Genomic DNA, 25,040 nt, shown 5'->3' with positions numbered 1-25,040 from the left:
AACCAGGTACTCATATGTCTGACACTAACTATCAGCCTCCGAAAGTCTGGGAGTGGAACAAGAACAGCGGCGGCGCGTTCGCCAACATCAACCGTCCGGTCTCCGGCCCAACCCATGAAAAAGCGCTGCCGGTCGGGACGCACCCTTTGCAGCTCTACTCGCTGGGTACGCCGAACGGCCAGAAAGTGACAATCATGCTCGAAGAGCTGCTGGCGCTCGGGGTAACCGGCGCGGAGTATGACGCGTGGATGATCCGCATTGGCGAGGGCGATCAGTTCTCCAGCGGTTTTGTCGAGGTCAACCCAAACTCCAAGATTCCGGCGTTGAGCGATCATTCGGTCAATCCGCCGCTGCGCGTATTTGAATCTGGCTCAATCCTGCTCTATCTGGCGGAAAAGTTTGGTCACTTCCTGCCGAAAGATCCTGCGGCTCGTACGGAAGCGCTGAACTGGCTGTTCTGGTTACAGGGCTCAGCACCGTTCCTCGGCGGCGGCTTCGGCCACTTCTATAACTATGCCCCGGTGAAAATTGAGTACGCGATCGATCGCTTCACGATGGAAGCCAAACGCCAGCTCGACGTACTGGATAAGCAGCTGGCAAAAAATCGCTATGTGGCGGGCGAGGAGTACACCATTGCCGATATGGCAGTCTGGCCGTGGTACGGCAACGTGGTGCTGGGTGCGGTGTATAACGCCGCAGAATTCCTTGATGCGGAGAGCTACAAAAACGTGCTGCGTTGGGCGCAGGATGTCGGCAATCGTCCGGCGGTGAAGCGCGGGCGTATCGTCAACCGCGCGCAGGGGCCGCTTAACGAGCAGCTGCATGAGCGCCACAGCGCCAGCGATTTCGACACCAATACCGAAGATAAACGCCAGGGATAATCCCTTCCCGTCGACCGGACGTCATCGTCCGGTCACAACTCACAGACAAAGAAGGGAAAAAGCGTGGTGTTTCCCTTCTTTGTGGGAAAGTAGCCGAAAATCAAAATTGATTTTCCTTGTTTGTTCAGGAAAGCTCATTGACCGGACAAACACCCGGTCACTTTTTTCTCACACGATATTTACACGCCAATACATTATTAGTATGAATATGTCTTCCTCCGGCATATGGCATATAAATGTCTGAAATCGCCCTGAAACAGCAGATCCAGAATCTGAAAAAGCATAACGCCCGGCTGTTGCGCATTGCCCGTGACGCAAAGAGCAAGCTCAGCGCTGCTCTCGATGGTACCGGGCTTTGTTTATGGCAGCTGGATATTCCCAGTGGAAAACTCATTATTTTTAATCGTCGCTGGGGCGCGATGCTCGGCTATCAGCCCAAAGCTTTGAGCGCTCATTTCGACGTGTGGCGGGAACACCTGCACCCGGAGGATAAGCAGCGGGTTTTAGATGCGTTTTATAGTCATCTGGAAGGGAAAGCGCCGTATTACGAAGCGCTGCACCGCATGTTGCACAAAAACGGCACCGTCACCTGGGTGTTAGACAGAGGGCGGGTCAGTGAATGGGACGCCGACGGCAGGCCGCTGAAGGTCACCGGCACCCACATCGATATGACCAAAGAGAAGCAGTACGAGGAACAACTTTCCCGGTTGGCGAATCACGATCCGTTAACCGGGCTCGCTAACCGCCATGCGTTGCTGAAGCATTTCTCGCGCATGCAGCTGGGTGAAGCCATGTGCGTAGCCTTTATCGACTTAGACGATTTTAAAGCGGTGAATGACCGGTTTGGCCACCGCTGCGGCGATGAGCTGCTGATGCAGCTAAGCCAGCGCCTGCGCGAGGCCTGCCCGCCGGAATCTGTGGTGGGGCGGCTCGGCGGCGATGAGTTTGTCCTGCTGCTGCCCTTTTCACTCAACAGCCTGCTGGTCTGGAGCACCGCCCACAACTGCCTGCGCGCAGCGCTGACGCCGTTTGAGCTGGCAAGCGGCACCGCCACGGTCGGGGCGTCAATTGGCATCAATGAGGTGCAGGCCGAAGACGATTTCAGCGCCGCGCTTCTGCGGGCCGATATTGCGATGTATCAGATCAAGCACACCGGAAAAAACGGCGCGGCGATTGGTCAGACGCTCATTTCACTCTCTAACGAAGATTCATCGCTCGACGCGATAGCCCGCCATGAAGTAGCGTACCGCCGCCTCTGAGTTCTTCTCGCGAAAGAAATCCATCACCATATCTCTGTCGAGATTGTAGCGGCGCGTCAGCACGCCCGCTTCCCACGCGCTGAGCTGCCTGTCTCCCGTCTGCTCAAACATCCGGTGACTGAAGCCCAGCACGAACCCCCGCTTGTAATCCGCGCAGTACTGCCCAACGTTTGCCGCAGCTTCAGCCTGTGCCGCATTCAATCCGGCCATCAGACCTTTGCCAAAATGGTTGTCCATTGCATCCCCTCAAATATCGTTATATAAAAAATTATATAGCGAAATTTTGAGCGTGATCCAGTGAAATTTAGAAAGCTACCCATTCCGGGGAAGGCGGTGTTTTTGGTGTAAACGGCGTCTCGGGCACGTTCAGATTGTCATCTTTTGCCAGACGGAACTGCTGCACCGAACGCTGGAGCACCTGCGTCTGCTGCTCCAGCGCCGAAGCGGCAGCGGAGACCTGCTCCACCAGCGAGGCGTTTTGCTGGGTGACGCTGTCCATCTGCGTGATAGCGACGCCGACCTGCGATATCCCTTTACTCTGCTCTGACGAGGCGCTGGCAATTTGCTTCATCAGGGTCGTCACTTCCTGAACGGCACGGAGGATAGCGTCCATCGTGCTGCCGGTGTCGTTAACCAACCGCACGCCGCTGTCGATGCGCGTAACGGAATCCGCAATCAGCCCTTCAATCTCTTTTGCCGCACCGGCGCTGCGGCTCGCCAGGTTTCTCACTTCCCCGGCCACCACCGCAAAACCTCGTCCCTGCTCACCTGCCCGGGCAGCTTCCACCGCCGCATTCAGCGCCAGAATGTTGGTCTGGAAGGCAATGCTGTTGATGACGGTGGTGATTTCAGCAATTTTCTTCGAGCTGTCGGCAATTCCGGACATGGTTTGCACCACGGACTCCACAAGCGCCCCGCCTTTGCCCGCCGTTTGCGAGGCAATATCCGCCAGGTGGCTTGCCTGCTGCGCGTTATCGGCATTCAGTTTGACGGTGGCAGTCAGCTGTTCCATGCTTGCCGCCGTTTCTTCCAGCGCAGACGCCTGTTCTTCCGTGCGCGAAGAGAGATCGTTGTTTCCGGAAGAGATTTCCGTCGCGCCACGCCAGATATTTTCACTGCCGTGGCGGATTGAGCTAACCGCATCGCGCAGGCTCTCCTGCATGCTGTTCAGTAATGGCACCAGCTGCCCTACGCAGTTACGACCAAACGGTAACATTGGCTGGCTGAGATCGCCCTGCGCCATCAGCCGGAAATGCTGGCGCACGCGGTCAAGCGGTTTCACCAGCATCGTAACCAGATAGCGGTCGGAAAAGAGCAGCAGCAACAGGCCGATAACAACGGTAGCGATGATAAGCGTGCGGGTAACGGACGTGAGGTGATCCACCACCTGGCGGGTATGGTCGAGCGCACTATTGGCCTGGGTATTAAATTTCTCAGTGCTTGCACCAAAAGCGCGGCTGAGGGCGGGTGTAACGTTACTGGCCTGCTGACGATACGCTTCTGCGGAGCCCTGTGTCGCCAGCTGCATCTGGCGCGTAACGCCGTTATCCAGCAATGCCTGCCAGCTGGCGAGCGTTCCGGCAGATACCTGCGCATCCATTGGACCCGGCGAAATCTCTTTTAACGCCTCCAGCTTGCGGCGCATGTTATCCAGCGCCTGCTGTGCCGGTGCGAAGTCCGGAGTACTGCCTGCCGCTTTGCTCTCCATCGCCCGGCTCAGGCGAGTGACAAAACGAAAATACTGATCGTTGCCCTGGCTCAGCAGCGTCATTTGCGTTACCAGCGCCCTGTCCACCTCATTGCCCTGAGAGACTTTCGACAAAGAGTAGACGCTGTAAAGCCCAACGCCGGACCACAGCAGTCCAAAGATACCGAGGATGGTCAGCATGACCAACCGGATAGTAAAGTTACGAAGCAAGTGCATAAATTCTCCTGGCCGTTGCAAATATATTGTGATGTTCGTCACAGATACCTCGTTATCGGCAGCACCCTGAGAATTTCTAACCTTTTGTGATTATTTTTTTATGAAACTTTCAACGCAGGTAGCGGTTGAACCACGCCAGGGTCCGCTTCCATGCCAGCGCCACGGGGCCTGGTCATTGCGTATACCTTATTAATCGCCAGCAGTGTGATCGCCCGAACTTACCGGAACATTTTCAGGCGCTAATATAGAAACGTCGTTTCAAAATACAGACCAGAAGGAGCTTCTATGTCCTGGCTCGCCAGTTCCGAACGTTATCAACAGATGCAGTATCGCTATTGCGGCAACAGCGGGCTGCAGCTGCCTGCGCTGTCCCTGGGGTTGTGGCACAGTTTTGGTCACATTCAGTCGCTTGATTCTCAGCGCGCGCTGCTGCGCAAAGCCTTTGACTTGGGCATCACCCATTTCGATCTTGCCAATAACTATGGCCCGCCGCCGGGCAGCGCAGAGGAAAACTTTGGCCGCCTGCTGCGGGAGGATTTTGCGGCATACCGCGATGAGCTGATTATCTCGACAAAGGCCGGGTACGATATGTGGCCGGGCCCGTACGGCTCCGGTGGTTCGCGCAAGTATCTGCTGGCAAGCCTCGACCAGAGCCTTAAGCGTATGGGCGTTGATTATGTCGACATTTTCTATTCCCACCGCGTCGACGAGAAAACGCCAATGGAAGAGACCGCCGCCGCGCTGGCCCAGGCCGTGCAGAGCGGGAAAGCGCTGTACGTCGGGATTTCGTCCTACTCGACCGAGCGCACACAGCAAATAGTGGCGCTGCTGCGCGACTGGAAAATCCCGCTGCTGATCCACCAGCCGTCTTACAACCTGCTGAATCGCTGGGTCGATAAAACCGGGCTGCTTGATACGCTGGAAGAGAACGGTGTCGGCTGCATTGCCTTCACGCCGCTGGCCCAGGGGCTGCTGACGGGGAAATACCTGAACGGCATCCCGGACGGGTCCAGAATGCAAACTGAAGGCAAAAAAGCGCGAGGGCTGACGGAAAATATGCTCAGCGAGAGCAATCTGCAAAGCCTGCGGCTGTTGCAGGAGATGGCGCAATCGCGCGGGCAAAGCATGGCGCAGATGGCGCTGAGCTGGCTGCTGAAGGATAGCCGCGTGACCTCGGTGCTGATTGGTGCCAGCCGGCCAGAGCAGCTGGAGGAGAACGTGCAGGCGCTGACCAACCTGACCTTTACGCCGCAGGAGCTGGCGCAGATTGACCAACACGTGGCCGACGGGCAGCTGAATTTATGGCAGGCTTCTTCGGATAAATAAGCACAGGCGGCTCTCCCTCTCCCCGGCCCTCTCCCTGAGGGAGAGGGAGAAAATCAAAAACAGCGCATTGTTGAGTTCCCTCTCCCTTTGGGAGAGGGTTAGGGAGAGGGCGTCTGCCATAGTGGCATCAACCTAAACCGCCTGCGGATCCACCTGCGGGCGCTGAAACTCCGGCCATACCAGCGCCACCAGTGATGGATAGGCATTCAGGCTAAATTCGCGAAAACACTGCTGGAGGTTGAGCACGTCGAGGTCTCCGTGTGGCACCTTTTCACCATTGAGGCAGCGCTTTTTTATATTGTCATAGTACTTATACACCGCAGAATTGAGATCGCTGCAGCGCCGCTGGGCTTCAAATAACCCATCGGTAGCCTTTAATTCAGCGATACTCATCCGTTTTATTGTAGCATGAAGAAAATCAATATATTCATGATTGACTCGCCAGTACCATACCGGGGTTATCGCGTTCATCAGCACAGAAAAATGGTCTTCACCCTCTTCTTTACTGAGCAATTTCAGCTGCGCGGGTGCAGACGCTTCTTCCACAACGTCATTTTTAAACAGACCAGAGATGATTAAAAGAATAACAACAGTGAGCACCAGCAGGGCTATCACGAAATAAATAATACTGTTCATGGTTGGCTCCATTTTTTTTGATTTTAAATTTACACCATGATATTGTCAACGAACCCCACATCCCTATCGCCCTTATCCTGTTGAAACTAAAAGGACATCAGGCATGATACCCGAGTCGCTGATTCCGGCACGCTTTCATATTTCCGGCACAGAACAAAATAACGCAACAGCAGAAAGTCACGCTAATTTGACTCAGGGAAAGATAAGCCTCGAACATTTTCAGGCCGATATATTAGCCTCTGTCGGCCATAGCGGCCAGTCGCGCAACATGCTGCTGGAAGAGCGCGATCGCCATATTACAGACAGGCTGTTTCGTGTGGTAAAAATCGAAGCCTTTGCGCGCGTTCTCAATGATCTACAAATGGAAGGCGAAATCGACGCACAGGAATTAAGTCAAATTATCAGCGAATGCACCAATAAAATTAATGAAGACGGCAATGAAATTTGGCTTAATTTGATTACGCGTGAAAAAACCACTTCGCTTTTTTACGATTTTCAGGCTGAATAAAAATGAAAGTGGGTGAGAATAATAACGTTTATTTGACTTTAGACGACAAAAACAGCGACGCCATCATTCTGCAGCACAATCTCCAGGCACTTAAAAACGAGAAAAACGCGGTGATTGCCGAGATAGCCCGCGCGCTGGTCTCTATTCCCGCAGCGCTGGTCCGCATGAAGTGGCAGTATCGTCGGGAAATTTACGCCTTCCAGGTCAAAGAAGAGATTTACGGCGCAGCGCTTGCCGAAATCATGACGCGCAATCCTCAGCTAAAAGAGAAAATTCTGGCGCATATTGAATCAAGCTATCAGCACATTCTGGCGCGCGAGGCCGCTACACTGCGCCTGACTCGCAAACTGTCAGACGGTAACTGCCGTACCGCCAGCGTCAACATCGTTGCCCCGGAAGAACGCCACTCTCTACACCCGGCAAAAACGCCTCCGAAAGCGACAGAACATTCCGGATAGTGATCCCTGTCCCGCACAGCAACTACCCTTAATAGCTGACTTCAGTGAAAAGGGGAACGCTATGGGACACGATCAGACTCGACTACAGAACCCGCTGACGCGCTATTACCGCGAAGATTACCCTCAACAGAAACAGACCGCTCCCGGCATTCAGGCCAGGATGCAGCCGGTTCCTGACTGCGGTGAGGAGTCTTACACGGGCAGCGGCCGGTTAGCGGGCCGCAAGGCACTGGTTACCGGCGGTGATTCCGGCATTGGCCGCGCGGCGGCCATTGCCTATGCGCGCGAAGGCGCTGACGTCGCCATCAACTATCTCCCGGCAGAGGAAGAGGATGCTCAGGCGGTGAAGGCACTGATTGAAGCTGCGGGCAGAAAAGCCGTTCTGCTGCCGGGCGATCTCAGCGATGAGCACTTCGCCCGACAGCTCCCCCATCAGGCTCACCAGGCGCTGGATGGCCTCGATATTCTGGCGCTGGTGGCCGGTAAGCAGGTTGCTGTTGAAGAGATTAAGGCACTCACCACCGAACAAGTGGTGAAGACCTATACCATCAACGTGTTCGCGCTGTTCTGGATTGTTCAGGAAGCGCTGCCGCTGCTGCCTGCCGGCGCCAGCATCATCACCACTTCGTCCATTCAGGCTTATCAGCCCAGCCCGCACCTGCTGGACTATGCTTCGACAAAAGCGGCAATCCTGAACTTCAGCCGCGGGCTTGCCAAACAGGTGGCGCCGCAGGGCGTACGGGTCAATGTGGTCGCACCTGGCCCAATCTGGACACCGTTACAGATTTCAGGCGGGCAAACCCAGGACAAGCTACCGAAATTTGGCCAGCAGACGCCGCTGAAGCGTGCAGGTCAGCCTGCTGAGCTGGCGCCTGTGTATGTCTATCTGGCGAGTGAGGAATCGAGCTATGTCACCGCAGAAGTGCACGGCGTATGCGGGGGAGAACATCTGGGCTAAAAAAAACCGACGCAGAGGGATCAGCGTCGGCTTCATGACTGAGTGGAAAATTATTTCGCCGCAGCGTGCTCTTCACCCACCAGGCCGATTTTCAGATAGCCTGCCTGATGCAGAGTATCCATTACCTTCATCATCGTTTCGTAGTTAACGGTTTTATCCGCACGGAAGAAGATAGTGGTGTCTTTCTTGCCTTCGGTCAGGGCATTGATGGCATTCACCATGCTCTCTTCGGTAACCGGATCGTTACCGAGGAACATGCTGTTATCCGCCTTCACGGACAGATACACCGGCTTGTCCGGACGCGGCTGCGGCTGGCTGGAGGAAGCCGGCAGATTCACTTTGACATCTACAGTTGCCAGCGGCGCGGCCACCATAAAGATAATCAGCAGCACCAGCATGACGTCGATAAACGGCGTCACGTTGATCTCATGCATTTCGCCGTTGTCGTCCAGATTTTCGTTCAGACGCATTGCCATTGGCTGTCACCCTACCCGTAATTTCTGGGCGGTACGTACCGGCGGCGTGCCGCTGGCGTTCAGGTCGAGGTCACGGCTTTGCAGCAGCAGAACCTGTGCGGCCACATCACCGAGCAACGCCTTGTGGCTGCCAATCATGCGGGCAAAGATGTTATAGATAACCACTGCCGGGATGGCGGCGAACAGACCGATCGCCGTGGCCAGCAGCGCTTCTGCGATACCAGGTGCAACCACAGCCAGGTTGGTGGTCTGCGTCTGGGCAATACCGATGAAGCTGTTCATGATGCCCCAGACGGTACCGAACAAGCCGATGAACGGAGAAATCGCGCCGATGGTCGCCAGATAGCCGTTACCACGGCCCATATGACGGCCAGCCGCCGCAACGCGTCGCTCAAGACGGAAACCGGTACGCTCTTTAATGCCTTCGTTATCTTCGGCGCCTGCGGAGAGCTCCAGCTCGTTCTGCGCTTCGTTGAGCAGTTGAACGCTGAGGCTTTTGGCCGGGAAGGCGGAAGCGATGTCGCTTGCCTGATTCAGGGAGCGGGCTTCGCCCAGCAGCTGCTGCTCACGCTTGAGGCGGCGCTTTTGCGACAGCAGTTCGGTGCTTTTACTGAAGAAGATTGCCCAGGTGACAACCGATGCCAGAATCAGGCCGATCATGACCACCTTAACCACGATGTCGGCATGATGATACATACCCCAAACGGAGAGATCCGCCTGCATCAAATTATTACCCACTCTGTATCTCCAGGATCCAAATCACAAAATCTGAGCGTAATGATATCAAAAAGTCGTCGAATTGATAGTCGTTCTCATTACTATTTACATATTGACGCAATCATCACTAAGTTTCATTGCGCTCACGCAGGAAAAAGGGGCTTTACTGCGTTCCAGCAAAATTTTCTGCTTAATCTGCTCGCTCCTCGTACTTCACCCTGCAATCATGTTAGTTTAGACGTCCAGACGTATAAAAATAGGTAAGACGAACATGTCCGAAAAGCAACTTGATACCGTGCTGGTGAACGCTGGCCGCAGTAAAAAATACACGCTTGGCTCGGTGAATAGCGTTGTTCAGCGCGCGTCATCTCTGGTGTTCGACACGGTCGAGGCCAAAAAGCACGCCACGCGCAACCGCGCAAAAGGCGAACTGTTCTATGGCCGTCGCGGCACCCTGACGCACTTCTCTTTGCAGGAAGCTATGTGCGAGCTGGAAGGCGGTGCCGGGTGCGCCCTGTTCCCCTGTGGCGCGGCCGCCGTGGCCAACGCCATTCTGGCGTTTGTCGGGCACGGCGATCACGTCCTGATGACCAACAGCGCCTATGAGCCAAGCCAGGATTTCTGTACCAAAATCCTCGCGAAGCTTGGCGTCACCACCGGCTGGTTCGATCCGCTGATTGGCGCGGACATCGCCGACCTGATTCAGCCCAATACCAAAGTTGTGTTCCTGGAATCTCCCGGCTCCATCACCATGGAAGTGCATGACGTTCCGGCAATCGTCAGCGCGGTACGTCGCGTTGCGCCAGAAGCCATCATTATGATCGACAATACCTGGGCTGCGGGCGTGCTGTTTAAGGCGCTTGAGTTTGATATCGACATTTCGATTCAGGCCGCCACCAAATACCTGATTGGTCATTCCGACGGCATGATTGGCACCGCCGTCGCAAATGCCCGCTGCTGGGATCAGCTGCGTGAGAATGCTTACCTGATGGGTCAGATGGTCGACGCCGATACCGCCTATATGGCCAGCCGTGGATTGAGAACCCTCGGCGTGCGTTTACGCCAACACCACGAAAGCAGTCTTAAAATTGCCGAATGGCTGGCTCAGCATCCGCAGGTAGAGCGCGTGAACCACCCTGCGTTGCCGGGAAGTAAAGGCCATGAGTTCTGGAAACGAGACTTTACGGGCAGCAGCGGCCTTTTCTCATTTATTCTCAAAAAACGCCTGAGCGACAGCGAGCTTGCGGCCTATCTGGACCACTTTACGCTCTTCAGCATGGCCTACTCCTGGGGCGGCTATGAGTCACTGATTTTACCGACACAGCCAGAACAGCTGGCGGCTATTCGTCCGGACGGCAAGCCGGATTTCAGCGGTACGCTGATTCGCCTGCATATCGGTTTAGAAAATGTTGACGATCTTCTCCTCGATTTAGCGGCGGGCTTTGAGCGCATCGTGTAAAGTGGCAACCGATGGACACAATTTCAGACAGTCTCCGCAAAAAACTGCCTGCATTGTTGCGTCCGGGATCAAGGCATCCCGGGCGATTCAGGAGTACACTACACAGAAAATGTCAGTCCACAGGAAAGTCCATGGTTGTTATCCAGGAGATTGCCGCCGCACTCTGGCAGCATGATTTTGCCGCGCTGGCGGATCCCCGCGTGGTGGGTGTTGTTTATCTGGTGATGTTTGCAACGCTATTTTTAGAAAATGGTCTGCTCCCTGCGTCTTTTTTACCGGGGGACAGCCTGCTCCTGCTCGCGGGGGCGCTGATAGCCAAAGGCGTGATGGACTTTGTGCCGACGTTAGCCATTCTTACGGTCGCTGCAAGCCTCGGCTGCTGGCTGAGCTATATTCAGGGTCGCTGGCTTGGCAACACAAAAACGGTGAAGGGCTGGCTCTCGCAGCTACCGGTGAAATACCACGAGCGGGCAACCTGCATGTTCGACAGGCACGGTTTACTGGCCCTGCTGGCAGGGCGTTTCCTCGCGTTTGTCCGCACCCTGCTGCCAACCATGGCAGGTATTTCCGGTTTATCAAATCGCCGCTTCCAGTTCTTTAACTGGCTGAGCGCCGTGCTGTGGGTTGGCGTGGTGACGAGCTTTGGCTACGCGCTGAGCATGATCCCGTTTGTGAAACAGCACGAAGACCAGGTGATGACTTTCCTGATGATCCTGCCGATTTTCCTGCTGGTCGCAGGCCTGCTCGGTACGGTAATTGTGGTGATTAAGAAGAAGTACAGTAGCGCCTGAATTCGTTTTCCCCGGTGGCGCTACGCTTACCGGGGCTACGCTCCCTGCATTCCCCGAATACGCGCCGCATCCTCGCCCGGCGTCATCCCGAAGTAGCGCTTAAACTCCCGGCTGAACTGGGACGCGCTCTCATACCCGACCTTCATCGCCGCGGTGCTGGCCTTCAGGCCATCGTGAACCATCATCATCCGCGCTTTATGCAGGCGGTAGGTTTTCAGATATTGCAACGGCGAGGTGCTGGTTACCGATTTGAAGTTGTGATGAAACGCCGAGACGCTCATGTTGGCTTCAGCCGCCAGCTGGTCCACGCTCAGGTTTTCCGTGTACTGACTCTCAATGCGCTTCAGCACGCGGCTTATCAGGCTGAAGTGCGTCTGGCGGCTGACCAGCGCCAGCAGCGCGCCACCGCGTGGCCCCATCAGCACGTGATAAAGCATTTCACGGATAATCTGTTTACCCAGAATGCGCGCATCCAGTGGGCGCTCCAGCACATCCAGCAGCCGTTCAGCGGCGCAGAGGATCTCCTCAGATAATTTGGCAGAGTTAATCCCGCTCGCCGCCATCGACGGATGGAACAGTTCATCTTCGCCGATGTCCATCAGCAGCTCCTGCAATTGCAGAATATCCACGTTCAGCCGCAAACCCGCCAGAGGGACTTCCGGCGTAGCGAACGTTTCACACTCGAACGGCAGCGGTACCGTCAGGAGCAGGTATTCCGTGGCGTCGTAGCGAAAAACGCGCTCGTTAATGTGGCCGATTTTATGGCCGGAAAAGAGAAATACGATGCCGGGCTGATACATCACTGGCGTGCGGGTACCGGGCTGTGTGCCATAGAGCAGGCGAATATCCGGCAGCAGCCGGTTCAGCACTTCTTCATTATTTTTCAGCTGCTTAATTTTCTCTGTCAGCAGCTGACAGGTCTCTTCACGGTTCATGGCAGGCGATATCCGGGGTCTCTTTCGATGAAGACATTGTGAGCTTAACTGTTCATTTTCTCCAGCCACCTGGAGAAATGGGCAATACATCGGCAGGTTTGTGCATTGAGGCAATCGGGTCACAGGACCACAATACGTTCCATCAGGCAGCCTCCTGCTGTCGTCTTTCTCACCCGAAACAGAGGGAATAAGCCATGTTTAATTTCGACCTGCACACTCCAACCCGTATTTTATTTGGTAAAGGCGCCATTACCGATCTGCGCGCGCAAATCCCGGCTGACGCCCGCGTACTCGTCACCTACGGCGGCGGCAGCGTCAAAAAGACCGGCGTGCTGGACCAGGTGCTGAGCGCCCTGAATGGTCTGGACGTGCTGGAGTTCGGCGGCATCGAGCCTAATCCGTCTTACGAAACGCTAATGAACGCAGTAAAAATTGCCCGTGATGAGAAGGTCACTTTCCTGCTGGCCGTGGGCGGCGGCTCCGTACTCGACGGCACGAAATTTATCGCCGCAGCCGCGCACTATGCTGACGGCGTCGATCCGTGGGAAATCCTGCAAACCCACGGCAGCAACATCAAAAGCGCAATTCCGATGGGCTCCGTGCTGACGCTGCCTGCCACGGGTTCAGAATCGAATATGGGTGCAGTTATCTCCCGCAAAACCACCGGCGACAAACAGGCGTTTATGAACCCGCTGGTGCGTCCGGTGTTCGCCATTCTGGATCCTGTTTACACCTACACCTTGCCGCCGCGCCAGGTTGCGAACGGCGTAGTGGATGCTTTTGTCCACACCGTTGAGCAGTACGTGACTTATCCGGTAAACGGCAAGATTCAGGACCGCTTCGCCGAGGGCATTCTGCTGACGCTTATCGAAGAAGGCCCGAAAGCGCTGAAAGAGCCAGAGAACTACGACGTGCGTGCCAACGTAATGTGGGCGGCCACTCAGGCGCTGAACGGTCTGATTGGCGCAGGCGTGCCGCAGGACTGGGCAACCCACATGCTCGGCCATGAGCTGACGGCGATGCACGGCCTCGATCATGCCCAGACTCTGGCAGTCGTACTGCCATCGCTGTGGAACGAAAAACGCGACACCAAACGCGCTAAACTGCTGCAATATGCGGAACGCGTGTGGAACATCACCGAAGGCACTGACGATGCCCGCATCGACGCCGCCATCGCCGCCACCCGCAGCTTCTTTGAAGCGATGGGCGTCCCAACGCGTCTGTCCGACTACGGCCTGGACGGCAGCGCCATCCCGGCGCTGCTGAAAAAGCTTGAAGAGCACGGCATGACGCAACTCGGCGAAAAGCAGGATATTACCCTTGAGGTGAGCCGTCGCATTTACGAAGCGGCACGCTAAGGCTTTTTCCGCTTAACCTTTCGTTTTCTCGTATTTCGTCCAGACTTAATGTTACTGATTTGCCGGAGGGCACTCACTCCTCTCCTCCGGCAACGTTAATTTCATCCCCTGAATAGTTCGAGTTGCAGGAAGGCGGCAAGGGAGTGAATCCCCAGGAGCTTACTGAAGTAAGTGACTGGGGTGAGGGAGTGCGGCCAACACATCTGCGGCTCGAAATATGACGGGGAAAGGAGGAATGCATGACACATCCAACCGTAATCAAACTCCAGGACGGCAACGTGATGCCGCAGCTGGGTCTTGGCGTGTGGAAAGCAGGCAACGAGGAAGTCGTTACCGCCATTCATAAAGCGCTGGAGGTCGGCTATCGTTCTGTTGATACCGCCGCAGCGTACAAAAATGAGGATGGCGTAGGCAAGGCATTAGCCAGCGCTGGTGTCGCGCGCAATGAGCTGTTCATCACCACCAAACTGTGGAACGACGATCAGAAGCGCCCGGCTGAGGCCTTGCAGGAGAGCCTTGATAAGCTCCAGCTCGACTATGTCGACCTGTATCTGATGCACTGGCCGGTTCCGGCTATCGATCATTACGTTGAAGCGTGGCGCGGCATGATCAAACTCCAGGAGCAGGGTCTGGTCAAAAGCATCGGCGTGTGTAACTTCCAGATCGCTCACCTGCAGCGGCTGATAGACGAAACCGGTGTCTCGCCAGTTATCAATCAGATTGAGCTTCACCCGCTGATGCAACAGCGTCAGCTTCATGCCTGGAACGCGACCCACAAAATTCAGACTGAGTCCTGGAGCCCGCTGGCGCAGGGCGGCGAGGGCGTATTCGACCAGAACATCATTCGCCATCTGGCTGAAAAATATGGTAAAACCCCGGCACAGGTTGTGATTCGCTGGCATCTCGACAGCGGGCTGGTGGTTATCCCGAAATCGGTCACCCCGGCGCGTATTGCCGAAAACTTCGACGTCTGGGATTTCCGTCTGGATAAAGATGAGCTGGGGGAAATCTCGAAACTCGACCAGGGTAAACGCCTCGGGCCGGATCCGGATCAGTTTGGCGGTTAAGCCCCAAAAGTAAAAGACCACCTTCTCAGAAGGTGGTCTAAGATTGACAGCAAAACGCCCGGTCATTGGCCGGGCATTTTTTTATGGCTTCGCCGCACGCTTAGCGGCAGGTTTCGGCCTGCGGGCCGCCGCATTTCTTGCAGTAGACGCGCCGGCTTTCGCGGCACCCTCCGCAGGCTTGCGAGCCCCAGGGTTACGCTGATGTGCCACCGGCGTATGCTTGGTCAGCGCCGGGCGAGTATGACGATTCTGGCGACGCGCTTCACGCATTTCATCCAGCGTCGGAGACGGCACCAGGCATTCGCGACGACCGCCAATCAGATGCTTTTTACCCATCTCTTCCAGCGCCTGACGAATCATCGGCCAGCCCGCCGGATCGTGGTAGCGCAGCAGCGCCTTATGCAGGCGACGCTGTTTATCCCCTTTCGGAATAAAGACATCCTCACTCCTGTAACCAATCTTACTCAGCGGGTTTTTACCGGTGTAATACATGGTCGTCGAGTTAGCGAGCGGCGACGGGTAGAAGTTCTGCACCTGATCGAGACGGAATCGGTGACGCTTCAGCCACAGCGCCAGGTTCACCATGTCTTCGTCCGTGGTGCCCGGGTGTGCGGAGATGAAGTAAGGGATCAGGTACTGCTCTTTCCCGGCCTGTTTTGAATAGGTATCAAACAGCTCTTTGAAGCGGTCGTAGCTGCCCATGCCCGGCTTCATCATCTTCGACAGCGGGCCCTCTTCGGTATGCTCTGGCGCTATCTTCAGATAGCCGCCGACGTGGTGCGTCGCCAGCTCTTTGATATAGCGCGGATCTTCCACAGCAATGTCGTAGCGTACGCCAGAGGCGATCAGGATCTTCTTGATCCCCTTCAGATCGCGGGCGCGGCGATAGAGGTTGATCGTTGGCTCATGGTTGGTATCCATGTGCGGGCAGATATCCGGGTAAACGCACGAGAGACGACGGCAGGTCTGCTCGGCGCGCGGGGATTTACAGCGCAGCATGTACATGTTGGCGGTTGGGCCACCCAGATCGGAGATAATACCGGTAAATCCGGGAACCGTGTCGCGAATGGCTTCGATCTCGTTGATAATCGAATCTTCAGAGCGGCTCTGAATGATGCGCCCTTCGTGCTCGGTGATCGAGCAGAACGAACACCCGCCGAAGCAGCCGCGCATGATATTGATTGAGAAGCGGATCATCTCATAGGCCGGAATGCGGGCGCTGCCGTATGCCGGGTGAGGCACGCGCTTGTAAGGCAGCGCAAACACGCTGTCCATCTCTTCGGTAGAGAGTGGGATCGCGGGCGGATTCAGCCAGATATAACGGTCGCCGTGCTTCTGCATCAGCGCGCGGGCGCAGCCTGGGTTGGTTTCATGGTGCAGGATGCGCGAGGCGTGCGCATACAGTACTTTGTCGCCTTTCACTTTCTCGTAGGAAGGCAGCAGCACATAGGTTTTCTCCCACGGCTTTGGCTTCGGTGGCTGTACGGTGATGCGTTTGGCTTCGGCTTTTTTCGGCTCGACGGGCTTGTTGTCGGCGCACGGCAGGTCTTCACCATAAGGATGCGGAATCGGGTCGATTTTCCCCGGCGTATCCAGACGGGTGGAATCCACCCCACTCCAGCCCGGCAGCGCTTCTTTTACCATGATCGCGGTGTTGCGCACGTCACGGATCTGCGCCACCGGCTCTCCCATCGCCAGGCGATGCGCGACTTCCACCAGCGGACGCTCGCCGTTGCCGAAAATCAGCATATCGGCCTTGGAGTCCACCAGCACCGAGCGGCGAACGGTATCAGACCAGTAGTCGTAATGCGCAGAGCGGCGCAGGCTCGCTTCGATGCCCCCCAAAATGACCGGCACGTCTTTCCAGGCTTCTTTGCAGCGCTGAGTGTACACGAGTGTGGCGCGGTCCGGACGCTTACCCGCTACGTTATCCGCGGTGTAGGCGTCGTCGTGACGCAGCTTACGATCGGCGGTATAGCGGTTGATCATCGAGTCCATGTTGCCCGCGGTCACGCCGAAGAACAGGTTCGGTTTGCCCAGACGCATGAAGTCTTCTTTGCTGTTCCAGTCCGGCTGGGAAATGATCCCGACGCGGAAGCCCTGGGCTTCAAGCATGCGTCCGCAGATGGCCATCCCGAAGCTCGGGTGGTCGACGTAGGCGTCGCCGGTCACCAGAATAATGTCGCAACTGTCCCAGCCAAGCTGATCCATCTCTTCCCGGGACATAGGTAAAAAAGGCGCCGGGCCGAAACAGGCTGCCCAGTACTGGGGCCAGGAAAAGAGATCGCGATCCGGCTGGATCAGGGAAATTGCGCTCATAGTGCTTCCGGGTGGTTAAAAAAGAGACATCAAAAGGCGGCGATTATACGCTGGTTTTAAGGGGAAATTGAAGGGTGGGATGCAATTTTTCCCCTCACCCTAACCCTCTCCCCAAAGGGGCGAGGGAACAGTATCTGCTGGATTTTCTCCCTCTCCTTTCCAGAGAGAAAGGGCCGGGTGAGGGTTAAGGCGCCGGGTTCACCAGTATCTGCCCGATAGACCCGCGGTCGGCCAGCTCCAGCGTCTGGCTGGAGAACTGGAACGGGAAGTGTGGCCACGACGGCTGGCCATAGTACACCAGCAGCTCGACCTGCCCGTCGACCCAGACCGTATCTTTCCAGCCACGGTCTTCCGGGAACGGCATCGCACCGTTTACGTTGCGGATCTGGAACATCACGCCTTCAATATGGAACGACTGCGGGTTATCGGCGCGCAGCGTCCAGCGTTCCCACGAGCCCTGCTGCGCGGTCACGTCGATGCGCTGCGGATCCCAGAGCTGACCGTTGATGCCCGGATCGTCATTGAGCGTGAAGTCGCGGCTGCGAACAGGCGTGCCGGTCAGGATCTCTTCCGGCAGCAGGCGCATCGGCAGGCTGTCGGTCACCAGCGGCAGCAGCCCGGTCGGGCGCAGCGTCAGCACCAGAGTGGAAATCAGAATGCTCGACGGCTCGAAGAAGCCGCGAATACGGTCAACGATGCTCGCCGCTTCACCGCAGGTGATCGACACTTCGTCGCCGTTGGTCATATCGACCAGAATTTCACGACGCTCGCCCGGCGCCAGTGAAAGCTGTTTGACGGATACCGGTGCGGGCAGGAAGCCCTGATCGCCCGAGATCACGTGCAGCGCCCGCCCGTCGCTCATCTGCAGCAGATAGCGACGAGAGTTTGAGGCGTTCAGCAGGCGCAAACGCACCCAGCCGCGCGAAACTTCGACATACGGGCTCTGCGCACCGTTCACCAGCAGCGTATCGCCGACGAAGCCGCCGCTGCCCGGCTCGCTGTATTCCGGCGCGCCAAAGTTATCCAGGCGCTTGTCCTGAATGATGACGGGAAAATCGTCCACGCCGTAGTGATTCGGAATAGGTAAGGACTTACTCACGTCGTCTTCTACCAGCCACATTCCGGCGAGGCCGTTATAGACCTGCTGCGCCATATGGTTAGGCGTGTTCGCCTGATACCAGAGCGTGGAGGCGCTCTGGCGAATCGGCAGTACCGGCGCCCAGTCCGCGTTCGGCGACATCATACGCGCCGCACCGCCAATCAGCGGGCCCGGCACCTGCAAGCCACGAACGGTCATCGCCACGTTTTCCGTCAGGCGATTGCTGTAGATAAGCTTGACGTCATCGCCGCTCCAGACGCGGATCGTCGGCCCCAGATAGCGTCCGTTCACGCCCCACACCGGCGCTCGTGTGCCCTGGGTGAAAGACCAGTGCGTACGCTGTAGCGTCAGGAACAGCGGCTGTCCACGCCGTGATTCCAGAAGCGGAGGGATGGGCAATGCAGGCTGCTGGCCCGCCGCATTTGCCCTCAGCGGCACGGCGCCAGCACAAAGCGCAATTCCGGATGCCTGAATAAACTGACGCCGACTGAGTGACATATAAACTCCATGAGACAAACTGCTAAACAGAGGGAAACCGTTCCCAAACAGCGTGGCAGGCCAGCGCAGAGCAGCCTGGTAACACGTTTACTTTTTCTTATTCGCCGCTTCGCGCTCGGCCACTTCCTGGTCGAGTTCAGCGATTTTCGCCTTCATCATTTCACGGCAGTGCGTGGCGAGGGCGCGAACCTGATCTTTACCCCAGGTACTGGTATCAATCGGCGGCAGCATCTCAACGATCACCAGCCCGTTATTGAAGCGGTTGAGGTTGATTTTGTTCGACGTGTTGGACACGCACACCGGCACAATCGGCACGCCTGCGGCAATAGCGGCATGGAACGCCCCGGTTTTAAACGGCAGCAGGCCGCGGCCGCGGCTGCGGGTGCCTTCCGGGAACATCCAGAAGGAAATTTTGCGCTTATTAAAGGCATTAACCACTTCGGCAATGGTGCCATGTGCTTTCGCGCGGTTATTACGATCGATAAGCAGGTTGCCCGTCAGCCAGTAAAGCTGACCGAAGAACGGGATCCACAGCAGGCTTTTTTTGCCTACGGTCACCGTTGGCGGCAGCACGATGTTGGAGGCCGTCACCATATCGTAGTTGTTCTGATGGTTGCCGATATAGATGGCGTTACCGAAGTTTTCATACCCTTGCGGCAAACGTTTTTCGACTTTCAGGCCAAAAACGGGCGCCAGTCGACCGAACATATGACCAAAGGTCGCGACGTGTTTTGGATTACGTGGGCTAAACAGACAATAAATGCAGCCAAAAACGCACACCAGGATGCAGTAAATGACAACGATGATTGCGCGAAAAATCAATAGCATAGCTACCTCTGAGATCCTGAACGCTTAGAGTTATATATCGATCAGGTGATATGACTTGCGGAACCCTTTTCCGATTATTGTTAATCGCAGCGCACGAATTAACAACGGTTTACCGCAAATTTTATAGCCCCTTCCGGCAGGAAGGGGCATCGGAGTTACTCTTCGCTGTCGCCCGCGCCCGCAGCAGGACGCAGCGGTGAATCAATGTCGATACGGTCGATTTTCTGCAAGCCTCGCATCAGCGTGCCGCGACGGCCGCGCTCGCCGGTCACTTTTTGCAGCTCTTCCGGACGCAGCTTGATCTTCCGTTTTCCGACATGAATCGTCAGCGTACTTTGCGGCGGCAGGATGTAGAGATGCGCGAGGCCATCTGCGCCCTTCGCCGCATCGGCGGAAGGAATGCCGATGATCTTATTGCCCTTGCCTTTCGACAGCTGTGGCAGGTCGCTCAGCGGGAACATCAGCATGCGGCCTGCCTGGGTGATGGCAAGCAGCATATCGGACTCATCTTCGATCACCAGCGGCGGCATCACCTGCGCATTTTCCGGCAGGGTGATGAGCGTCTTCCCGGCGCGGTTACGTGCAACCAGGTCGTTGAAGGTACAGACGAAACCGTAGCCGGCATCGGAGGCCATCAGCAGCTTCCGATCGTCATTTTCCATCAGCATATGCTCGACGGTGGCACCCGGCGGCAGCGTCAGCTTGCCGGTGAGCGGCTCGCCCTGCCCGCGCGCTGACGGCAGCGTAATCGGGTCAATGGCGTAGCTGCGCCCCGTGGTGTCGACAAACACCACCGGCTGATTACTCTTGCCTTTCGCCGACGCTTTCCAGCTGTCTCCCGCTTTATAGCTCAGGCCTTTAGCGTCGATATCATGGCCTTTGGCGCTGCGCACCCAGCCCATCTGCGACAGCACAATGGTGACCGGTTCAGACGGCAGCATATCGTGCTCGTTCATCGCCTTCGCTTCTTCGCGCTCGCGCAGCGGAGAACGACGGTCGTCGCCAAAGGCGTCAGCGTCAGCCTGCAGCTCTTTCTTCAGCAGGTTGCTCATTTTGCGATCGGAAGCGAGGATCGCCTGAATCTGATCGCGCTCTTTCTCAAGATCGTTCTGCTCGCCGCGAATTTTTACCTCTTCCAGTTTGGCGAGGTGGCGCAATTTCAGTTCGAGGATCGCTTCAGCCTGAGTTTCGCTGATGCCAAAGCGCGACATCAGCGCCGGCTTCGGCTCATCCTCAGTACGAATGATCTCAATCACCTCGTCGATGTTGAGGAACGCCACCAGCAAACCTTCGAGGATATGCAGGCGCTTGAGGACTTTTTCCAGGCGGTAGTTCAGACGGCGGCTGACGGTATCACGACGGAACGCCAGCCATTCGGTGAGGATCTCCAGCAGGTTTTTCACCTGCGGACGGTTATCCAGGCCGATCATGTTCAGGTTGATACGATAACTTTTTTCCAGATCGGTGGTGGCGAACAGATGGTTCATCACCTGATCCATGTCCACGCGGTTGGAGCGCGGCACAATCACCAGGCGAGTCGGATTTTCGTGATCTGATTCATCGCGCAGATCGTCAACCATCGGCAGCTTTTTGTTGCGCATCTGGCTGGCGATTTGCTCCAGCACGCGCGCACCGGAAACCTGGTGCGGCAGCGCGGTGATCACCACAGCGCCATCTTCTTTCTTCCACACCGCGCGCATACGCACGGAGCCGCGACCGCTCTGGTAAATTTTACGGATATCGGCACGCGAAGTGATGATCTCTGCTTCGGTTGGATAATCCGGCCCCTGCACGATGTCGAGCAGTTCGTCGAGGGTGGTTTTCGGTTTTTCAATCAGCGTGATGGCCGCCTGAGCCACTTCGCGAACGTTGTGCGGCGGAATATCCGTCGCCATACCGACGGCAATGCCGGTGGTGCCGTTCAGCAGAATATTCGGCAGGCGGGCCGGAAGCATGCGCGGCTCCTGCAGCGTGCCGTCGAAGTTCGGCAGCCAGTCCACGGTGCCCTGGCCAAGTTCACCCAGCAGCACTTCGGCATATTTCGACAGGCGCGATTCGGTATAACGCATCGCCGCGAAGGATTTCGGATCGTCCGGCGCCCCCCAGTTCCCCTGGCCGTCGACCAGCGGGTAACGATAGGAGAACGGCTGCGCCATCAGCACCATCGCTTCATAGCAGGCGCTGTCGCCGTGCGGGTGGTATTTACCCAGCACGTCACCGACCGTACGGGCGGATTTTTTGAATTTGGCGCTGGCGTTCAGCCCCAGTTCGGACATTGCATAGACAATGCGACGCTGGACCGGCTTCAGGCCATCGCCGATAAACGGCAAGGCGCGATCCATGATGACGTACATGGAGTAGTCAAGGTACGCCTTTTCCGTAAACTCATGTAGCGCAAGGCGCTCTGCCATATCGCTCATTAATTGTGATTCCTCAACGAATTCGCCCGGCCATGCAGGGGGCAATATTGCCGCAGATAGTACCTTATCTGTCGCGCTGAGTCACAGGAGATAAGCAGTTTTGCGGCGGCGGTGGAATGCTGCGGCATGGTGCCGTTACGCCAGTGGCAAAGAGATATCCGTTTGCAGTTCGCTCCGGTACATCATTGACGAAATTGAGGTAATGGAAGAACACCGGCGCATCGCGCAGGGTTTCGCCGCTGCCCGGCAGCCAGTCGCGAAACAGCGACCAGACCGTCTGCGACAGGTTATCAAGCGATCCGATGTGCCGCCCGACCGCGAAACGCCTCCGGCGGCGTAGTGGCCGGGTCATCCCAGGCCATGCTGCTGAGATTGTCCAGCGTCAGCGGTTCGTCCAGATGGCCAACTTTGCCCGAACGATCGAGGGTAATCCTGACCGATCTTGCGCAAGTGTACCAGAGGTGCAAACAGCGCCACCGCGGGAGCGGCGGCACAGAGAGATTATTTGCTGACTTTGCTGATTTGCTTCACGTCGATTTCAACGGAGTTCCAGTCTTTATCGACTTCCCCCTGAATTTCCACCACGTCGTTCGGCGTGACGGTGACGCCATTCCAGCGTTTATGGCTGATATCCACGTTCACGGTGCCGCTCGAATCCTTGAAGGTGTAGGTGTCGTCAGACAGGCGCTCAACGATGTTGCCGCGCAGCGTTACCCACGCGTCATCGCGCATCGATTTTGCTTTCTCAACCGTGGTGACGGTGCCGTTCGGACCGACGAAACCGCCGCTCTGGCTGCTGGTTGTCGTTGAGCCCGGTCCGCTGAATCCGCCCTGGGTATTGGCGGCAAACGCTGGAGCTGACATCAGGGCCACAATGGCCGCTATCGCTAAGGTTTTTTTCATGGTTATTTCTCCCTTTAAGTAGACTCTGGCCTCCATTAAACAGGTCAATACTTAACGAGTTCTTAAGGCGAAAAAAGAAAATTTAATGCTGTACACCGCCGTCGCGCGCGGGTTTACTGACCGTCGACGTCGGGGCAAAAGAGAGGTAGGGATGCGCATTTTACTGGTGGAAGACGATAAGCTTATTGGCGACGGGCTGAAGGCCGGGCTCGTCAAAATGGGCTTTACCCTGGACTGGTTTACGCGCGGCGAAGAGGGTAAAGCGGCGCTGTACACCGCGCCCTATGATGCGGTGATCCTCGACCTCACATTGCCGGGTATGGACGGGCTGGAGATCCTGCGCGAGTGGCGATCTCAGGGGCGCAAAGAGCCGGTGCTGATTCTGACCGCACGCGATGCGCTGGCCCAACGCGTGGAAGGCCTGCGCGCCGGCGCCGACGACTACCTCTGTAAACCGTTCGCGCTGATTGAAGTCGCCGCGCGTCTGGAGGCGCTGATTCGCCGCGTGCACGGCCAGGCCAGCAACGCGCTGCGCCACGGCCCGCTGACGCTCAACCCCGACAGCCTGACCGCAACCCTGAACGACGAGCCCCTGACGCTGAAGCCAAAAGAGTTTGCCCTGCTTGAGCTGCTGATGCGCAACGCCGGGCGCGTGCTGCCGCGCAAATTAATAGAAGAAAAGCTCTATAACTGGGACGACGATGTCTCCAGTAACGCCGTTGAGGTTCACGTGCATCACCTGCGCCGCAAGCTCGGCAGCCATTTTATTCGCACCGTACATGGGATCGGTTACACCCTCGGTTCACCAAACGCAGGTGACAAATGAAGCGCCTTCGCTATATGAGTCTGCGCCTGCGTCTGACGCTGCTGTTTATCCTGTTAACGCTCGTCGCCTGGAGCTGCGCCAGCTTTATCGCCTGGCAGCAAACCACCCACAAGCTCGACAAGCTGTTCGATACTCAGCAGATGCTGTTCGCTAAGCGCCTGAGCGCGATGGACTTCAATGAACTGCATGTCGCCACGCCCGCGCTGCGCACCAAAAAGAAAATTAAGCACGGCCATCTCGACGACGATGCGCTGGCGTTCGCTATTTTCACCACCGACGGACGGATGGTGTTGAACGATGGCGACAACGGGCGCGATATTCCCTATCACTATCGCCGGGAAGGGTTCGACGATGGCCGCATCAAAAACGACGACGATGAATGGCGTTTTCTGTGGATCACCACCGCCGATGAAAAATACCGTATCGTCGTTGGCCAGGAATGGGACTACCGTCAGGAGATGGCGCTGGACATCGTCACTTCACAGCTGACGCCGTGGCTGGTCGCGTTGCCTTTGATGGTGCTGTTACTCATCCTGCTGCTGAGCCGTGAGCTCGCGCCGTTAAAAAAGCTGGCCCACACGCTGCAACATCGAACGCCGGACTCAGACGAACAGCTCAGCACGGAGGGTGTACCAGGAGAAGTGCGCCCTCTGGTACAGGCCCTCAACCAGCTTTTCAGCCGCTCCCATAACATGATGGTACGCGAGCGACGCTTCACCTCCGATGCCGCCCACGAGCTGCGCAGCCCGCTGACCGCGCTGAAGGTGCAGACGGAAGTGGCGCAGCTCTCGATGGACGATCCGGCAAGCCTTGAGAAAGCGCTGTCGCAGCTTCACTTCGGTATCGATCGCGCGTCACGCCTGGTGGAGCAGCTGTTAACCCTGTCGCGTCTGGATTCGCTGGCGGAGCTCGACGACGTGGAGACGCTTTCGCTTGCCGATTTGCTGCAGTCTTCGGTGATGGATATCTACCACACGGCGCAGCAGGCGGGGATTGAAGTCCGTTTGCATATCACTGCGCCTGAGGTCCGACGCAAAGGCCAGGCGCTGCTGCTAAGCCTGCTGGTGCGCAATCTGCTCGACAACGCCGTGCGCTACAGCCCGCGCGGCAGCACGATTGACGTAACGCTGGATGCGCGCGGCTTTACCGTCCGCGACAATGGCTCCGGCATCAGCCCCGAGGCCCTCGCCCGCATAGGCGAGCGCTTCTATCGCCCGCCGGGCCAGGATGAACCCGGCAGCGGTCTGGGACTCTCCATCGTCCAGCGCATCGCTGCCCTGCATCATATGAGCGTGGTCTTCAGCAATGCACCGGAAGGCGGGTTTATCGCGCGCGTCAGCGGATAGAACGATTATTGCTCAAACAGCAAAAGACTTTGCACATTTTACGAATTT

23 protein-coding genes and 1 pseudogene are annotated in these 25,040 nt (G+C 56.8%); 12 read left to right on the top strand and 12 right to left on the bottom strand.

Annotated features, from left to right (window positions below; translation table 11 throughout):
* Window positions 1–14 precede the first annotated feature (14 nt).
* Both yghU and RTU33_RS04740 read left to right on the top strand, forming a co-directional pair.
* Window positions 15–881: a glutathione-dependent disulfide-bond oxidoreductase gene (yghU, locus tag RTU33_RS04745; RefSeq protein ID WP_312625677.1), complete on the top strand. Its 867-nt coding sequence runs from the start codon at window positions 15–17 to the stop codon at window positions 879–881.
* Window positions 882–1,117: 236 nt separating this feature from the next.
* Window positions 1,118–2,140, top strand: a complete 1,023-nt coding sequence (locus RTU33_RS04740) for a sensor domain-containing diguanylate cyclase (protein ID WP_312625675.1) — start codon at window positions 1,118–1,120, stop codon at window positions 2,138–2,140.
* Here RTU33_RS04740 and RTU33_RS04735 read toward each other — a convergent pair.
* Together RTU33_RS04735 and RTU33_RS04730 are read right to left on the bottom strand one after the other, a co-directional pair.
* Window positions 2,090–2,377 carry a DUF2623 family protein gene (locus RTU33_RS04735; protein WP_312625674.1) on the bottom strand — a complete coding sequence of 96 codons (288 nt, stop codon included), beginning with the start codon at window positions 2,375–2,377 and terminating at the stop codon, window positions 2,090–2,092. The genes RTU33_RS04740 and RTU33_RS04735 overlap by 51 nt on opposite strands.
* A gap of 67 nt (window positions 2,378–2,444) precedes the next feature.
* Window positions 2,445–4,064 (bottom strand): methyl-accepting chemotaxis protein, encoded by a 1,620-nt coding sequence (locus RTU33_RS04730; protein ID WP_312625672.1) that lies wholly within the window; start codon window positions 4,062–4,064, stop codon window positions 2,445–2,447.
* A 285-nt stretch (window positions 4,065–4,349) separates the two neighbouring features.
* Here RTU33_RS04730 and RTU33_RS04725 point away from each other — a divergent pair, with 285 nt between their 5' ends.
* Window positions 4,350–5,390 carry an aldo/keto reductase gene (locus tag RTU33_RS04725; protein ID WP_312625670.1) on the top strand — a complete coding sequence of 347 codons (1,041 nt, stop codon included), beginning with the start codon at window positions 4,350–4,352 and terminating at the stop codon, window positions 5,388–5,390.
* 132 nt (window positions 5,391–5,522) lie between these two features.
* Here RTU33_RS04725 and RTU33_RS04720 read toward each other — a convergent pair whose 3' ends face one another.
* On the bottom strand, window positions 5,523–6,026 hold the full coding sequence (locus RTU33_RS04720) for an ESA_00282 family adhesion-associated protein (protein ID WP_312625669.1): 504 nt from the start codon (window positions 6,024–6,026) through the stop codon (window positions 5,523–5,525).
* Between the two features lie 103 nt (window positions 6,027–6,129).
* Here RTU33_RS04720 and RTU33_RS04715 point away from each other — a divergent pair, with 103 nt between their 5' ends.
* The 3 genes from RTU33_RS04715 (at window position 6,130) to RTU33_RS04705 (ending at window position 7,950) form a co-directional block, all read left to right on the top strand.
* The gene (locus RTU33_RS04715; RefSeq protein ID WP_312625668.1) at window positions 6,130–6,534 is read left to right on the top strand and encodes a hypothetical protein; all 405 of its coding nucleotides are present in this window, start codon (window positions 6,130–6,132) and stop codon (window positions 6,532–6,534) included.
* 2 nt (window positions 6,535–6,536) lie between these two features.
* Window positions 6,537–6,992 (top strand): cytoplasmic protein, encoded by a 456-nt coding sequence (locus RTU33_RS04710; protein WP_312625667.1) that lies wholly within the window; start codon window positions 6,537–6,539, stop codon window positions 6,990–6,992.
* Between the two features lie 61 nt (window positions 6,993–7,053).
* Complete coding sequence (locus tag RTU33_RS04705; protein WP_312625666.1) at window positions 7,054–7,950, top strand: SDR family oxidoreductase; 897 nt, start codon at window positions 7,054–7,056, stop codon at window positions 7,948–7,950.
* Window positions 7,951–8,000: 50 nt separating this feature from the next.
* Here the strand turns inward: RTU33_RS04705 and exbD are convergent, their stop codons facing one another.
* Window positions 8,001–8,426: a TonB system transport protein ExbD gene (gene exbD, locus RTU33_RS04700; RefSeq protein ID WP_312625665.1), complete on the bottom strand. Its 426-nt coding sequence runs from the start codon at window positions 8,424–8,426 to the stop codon at window positions 8,001–8,003.
* Between the two features lie 6 nt (window positions 8,427–8,432).
* Window positions 8,433–9,164, bottom strand: coding sequence for a tol-pal system-associated acyl-CoA thioesterase (gene exbB / locus RTU33_RS04695; RefSeq protein WP_312625663.1), 732 nt, complete (start codon window positions 9,162–9,164; stop codon window positions 8,433–8,435).
* Window positions 9,165–9,414: 250 nt separating this feature from the next.
* Here exbB and metC point away from each other — a divergent pair, with 250 nt between their 5' ends.
* Together metC and yghB are read left to right on the top strand one after the other, a co-directional pair.
* Window positions 9,415–10,602, top strand: a complete 1,188-nt coding sequence (gene metC / locus RTU33_RS04690; protein ID WP_312625661.1) for a cystathionine beta-lyase — start codon at window positions 9,415–9,417, stop codon at window positions 10,600–10,602.
* 131 nt (window positions 10,603–10,733) lie between these two features.
* Entirely contained in the window at window positions 10,734–11,393 is a 660-nt protein-coding gene (yghB, locus tag RTU33_RS04685) for a DedA family general envelope maintenance protein YghB (RefSeq protein ID WP_312625659.1), read from the top strand.
* Window positions 11,394–11,428: 35 nt separating this feature from the next.
* Here yghB and RTU33_RS04680 read toward each other — a convergent pair whose 3' ends face one another.
* Entirely contained in the window at window positions 11,429–12,328 is a 900-nt protein-coding gene (locus RTU33_RS04680) for an AraC family transcriptional regulator (protein ID WP_312625658.1), read from the bottom strand.
* A gap of 194 nt (window positions 12,329–12,522) precedes the next feature.
* Here RTU33_RS04680 and yqhD point away from each other — a divergent pair, with 194 nt between their 5' ends.
* Together yqhD and dkgA are read left to right on the top strand one after the other, a co-directional pair.
* Window positions 12,523–13,686 carry an alcohol dehydrogenase gene (yqhD, locus tag RTU33_RS04675; RefSeq protein ID WP_312625657.1) on the top strand — a complete coding sequence of 388 codons (1,164 nt, stop codon included), beginning with the start codon at window positions 12,523–12,525 and terminating at the stop codon, window positions 13,684–13,686.
* 239 nt (window positions 13,687–13,925) lie between these two features.
* The gene (gene dkgA / locus RTU33_RS04670; RefSeq protein ID WP_312625655.1) at window positions 13,926–14,753 is read left to right on the top strand and encodes a 2,5-didehydrogluconate reductase DkgA; all 828 of its coding nucleotides are present in this window, start codon (window positions 13,926–13,928) and stop codon (window positions 14,751–14,753) included.
* Window positions 14,754–14,834: 81 nt separating this feature from the next.
* Here dkgA and RTU33_RS04665 read toward each other — a convergent pair whose 3' ends face one another.
* The 6 genes and pseudogenes from RTU33_RS04665 to RTU33_RS04640 form a co-directional block, all read right to left on the bottom strand.
* Window positions 14,835–17,072: a YgiQ family radical SAM protein gene (locus tag RTU33_RS04665; protein ID WP_312625653.1), complete on the bottom strand. Its 2,238-nt coding sequence runs from the start codon at window positions 17,070–17,072 to the stop codon at window positions 14,835–14,837.
* A 184-nt stretch (window positions 17,073–17,256) separates the two neighbouring features.
* A complete protein-coding gene (ftsP, locus tag RTU33_RS04660; protein WP_312625652.1) occupies window positions 17,257–18,669 on the bottom strand; it encodes a cell division protein FtsP in 1,413 nt (470 codons plus the stop codon).
* Window positions 18,670–18,756: 87 nt separating this feature from the next.
* Window positions 18,757–19,497, bottom strand: coding sequence for a 1-acylglycerol-3-phosphate O-acyltransferase (locus RTU33_RS04655; protein WP_312625650.1), 741 nt, complete (start codon window positions 19,495–19,497; stop codon window positions 18,757–18,759).
* Window positions 19,498–19,652: 155 nt separating this feature from the next.
* Window positions 19,653–21,917 carry a DNA topoisomerase IV subunit A gene (gene parC, locus RTU33_RS04650; protein WP_312625648.1) on the bottom strand — a complete coding sequence of 755 codons (2,265 nt, stop codon included), beginning with the start codon at window positions 21,915–21,917 and terminating at the stop codon, window positions 19,653–19,655.
* Between the two features lie 135 nt (window positions 21,918–22,052).
* Window positions 22,053–22,242 (bottom strand): annotated as a pseudogene (locus tag RTU33_RS04645) (GyrI-like domain-containing protein); the annotation flags it as partial.
* 176 nt (window positions 22,243–22,418) lie between these two features.
* On the bottom strand, window positions 22,419–22,820 hold the full coding sequence (locus tag RTU33_RS04640; RefSeq protein WP_312625646.1) for a YgiW/YdeI family stress tolerance OB fold protein: 402 nt from the start codon (window positions 22,818–22,820) through the stop codon (window positions 22,419–22,421).
* Between the two features lie 151 nt (window positions 22,821–22,971).
* Here RTU33_RS04640 and qseB point away from each other — a divergent pair, with 151 nt between their 5' ends.
* Window positions 22,972–23,646 carry a quorum sensing response regulator transcription factor QseB gene (qseB, locus tag RTU33_RS04635; RefSeq protein ID WP_312625695.1) on the top strand — a complete coding sequence of 225 codons (675 nt, stop codon included), beginning with the start codon at window positions 22,972–22,974 and terminating at the stop codon, window positions 23,644–23,646.
* Window positions 23,643–24,992: a quorum sensing histidine kinase QseC gene (gene qseC, locus RTU33_RS04630; protein ID WP_312625644.1), complete on the top strand. Its 1,350-nt coding sequence runs from the start codon at window positions 23,643–23,645 to the stop codon at window positions 24,990–24,992. The genes qseB and qseC overlap by 4 nt, the downstream gene beginning before the upstream one ends.
* The last annotated feature ends 48 nt before the right edge of the window (window positions 24,993–25,040 follow it).

The sequence above is a fragment of the Scandinavium sp. genome, assembly GCF_032012665.1.
In the GTDB taxonomy this organism is placed as follows: Bacteria; Pseudomonadota; Gammaproteobacteria; order Enterobacterales; family Enterobacteriaceae; genus Scandinavium.
This window is presented reverse-complemented; position numbering and strand designations above follow the sequence as displayed.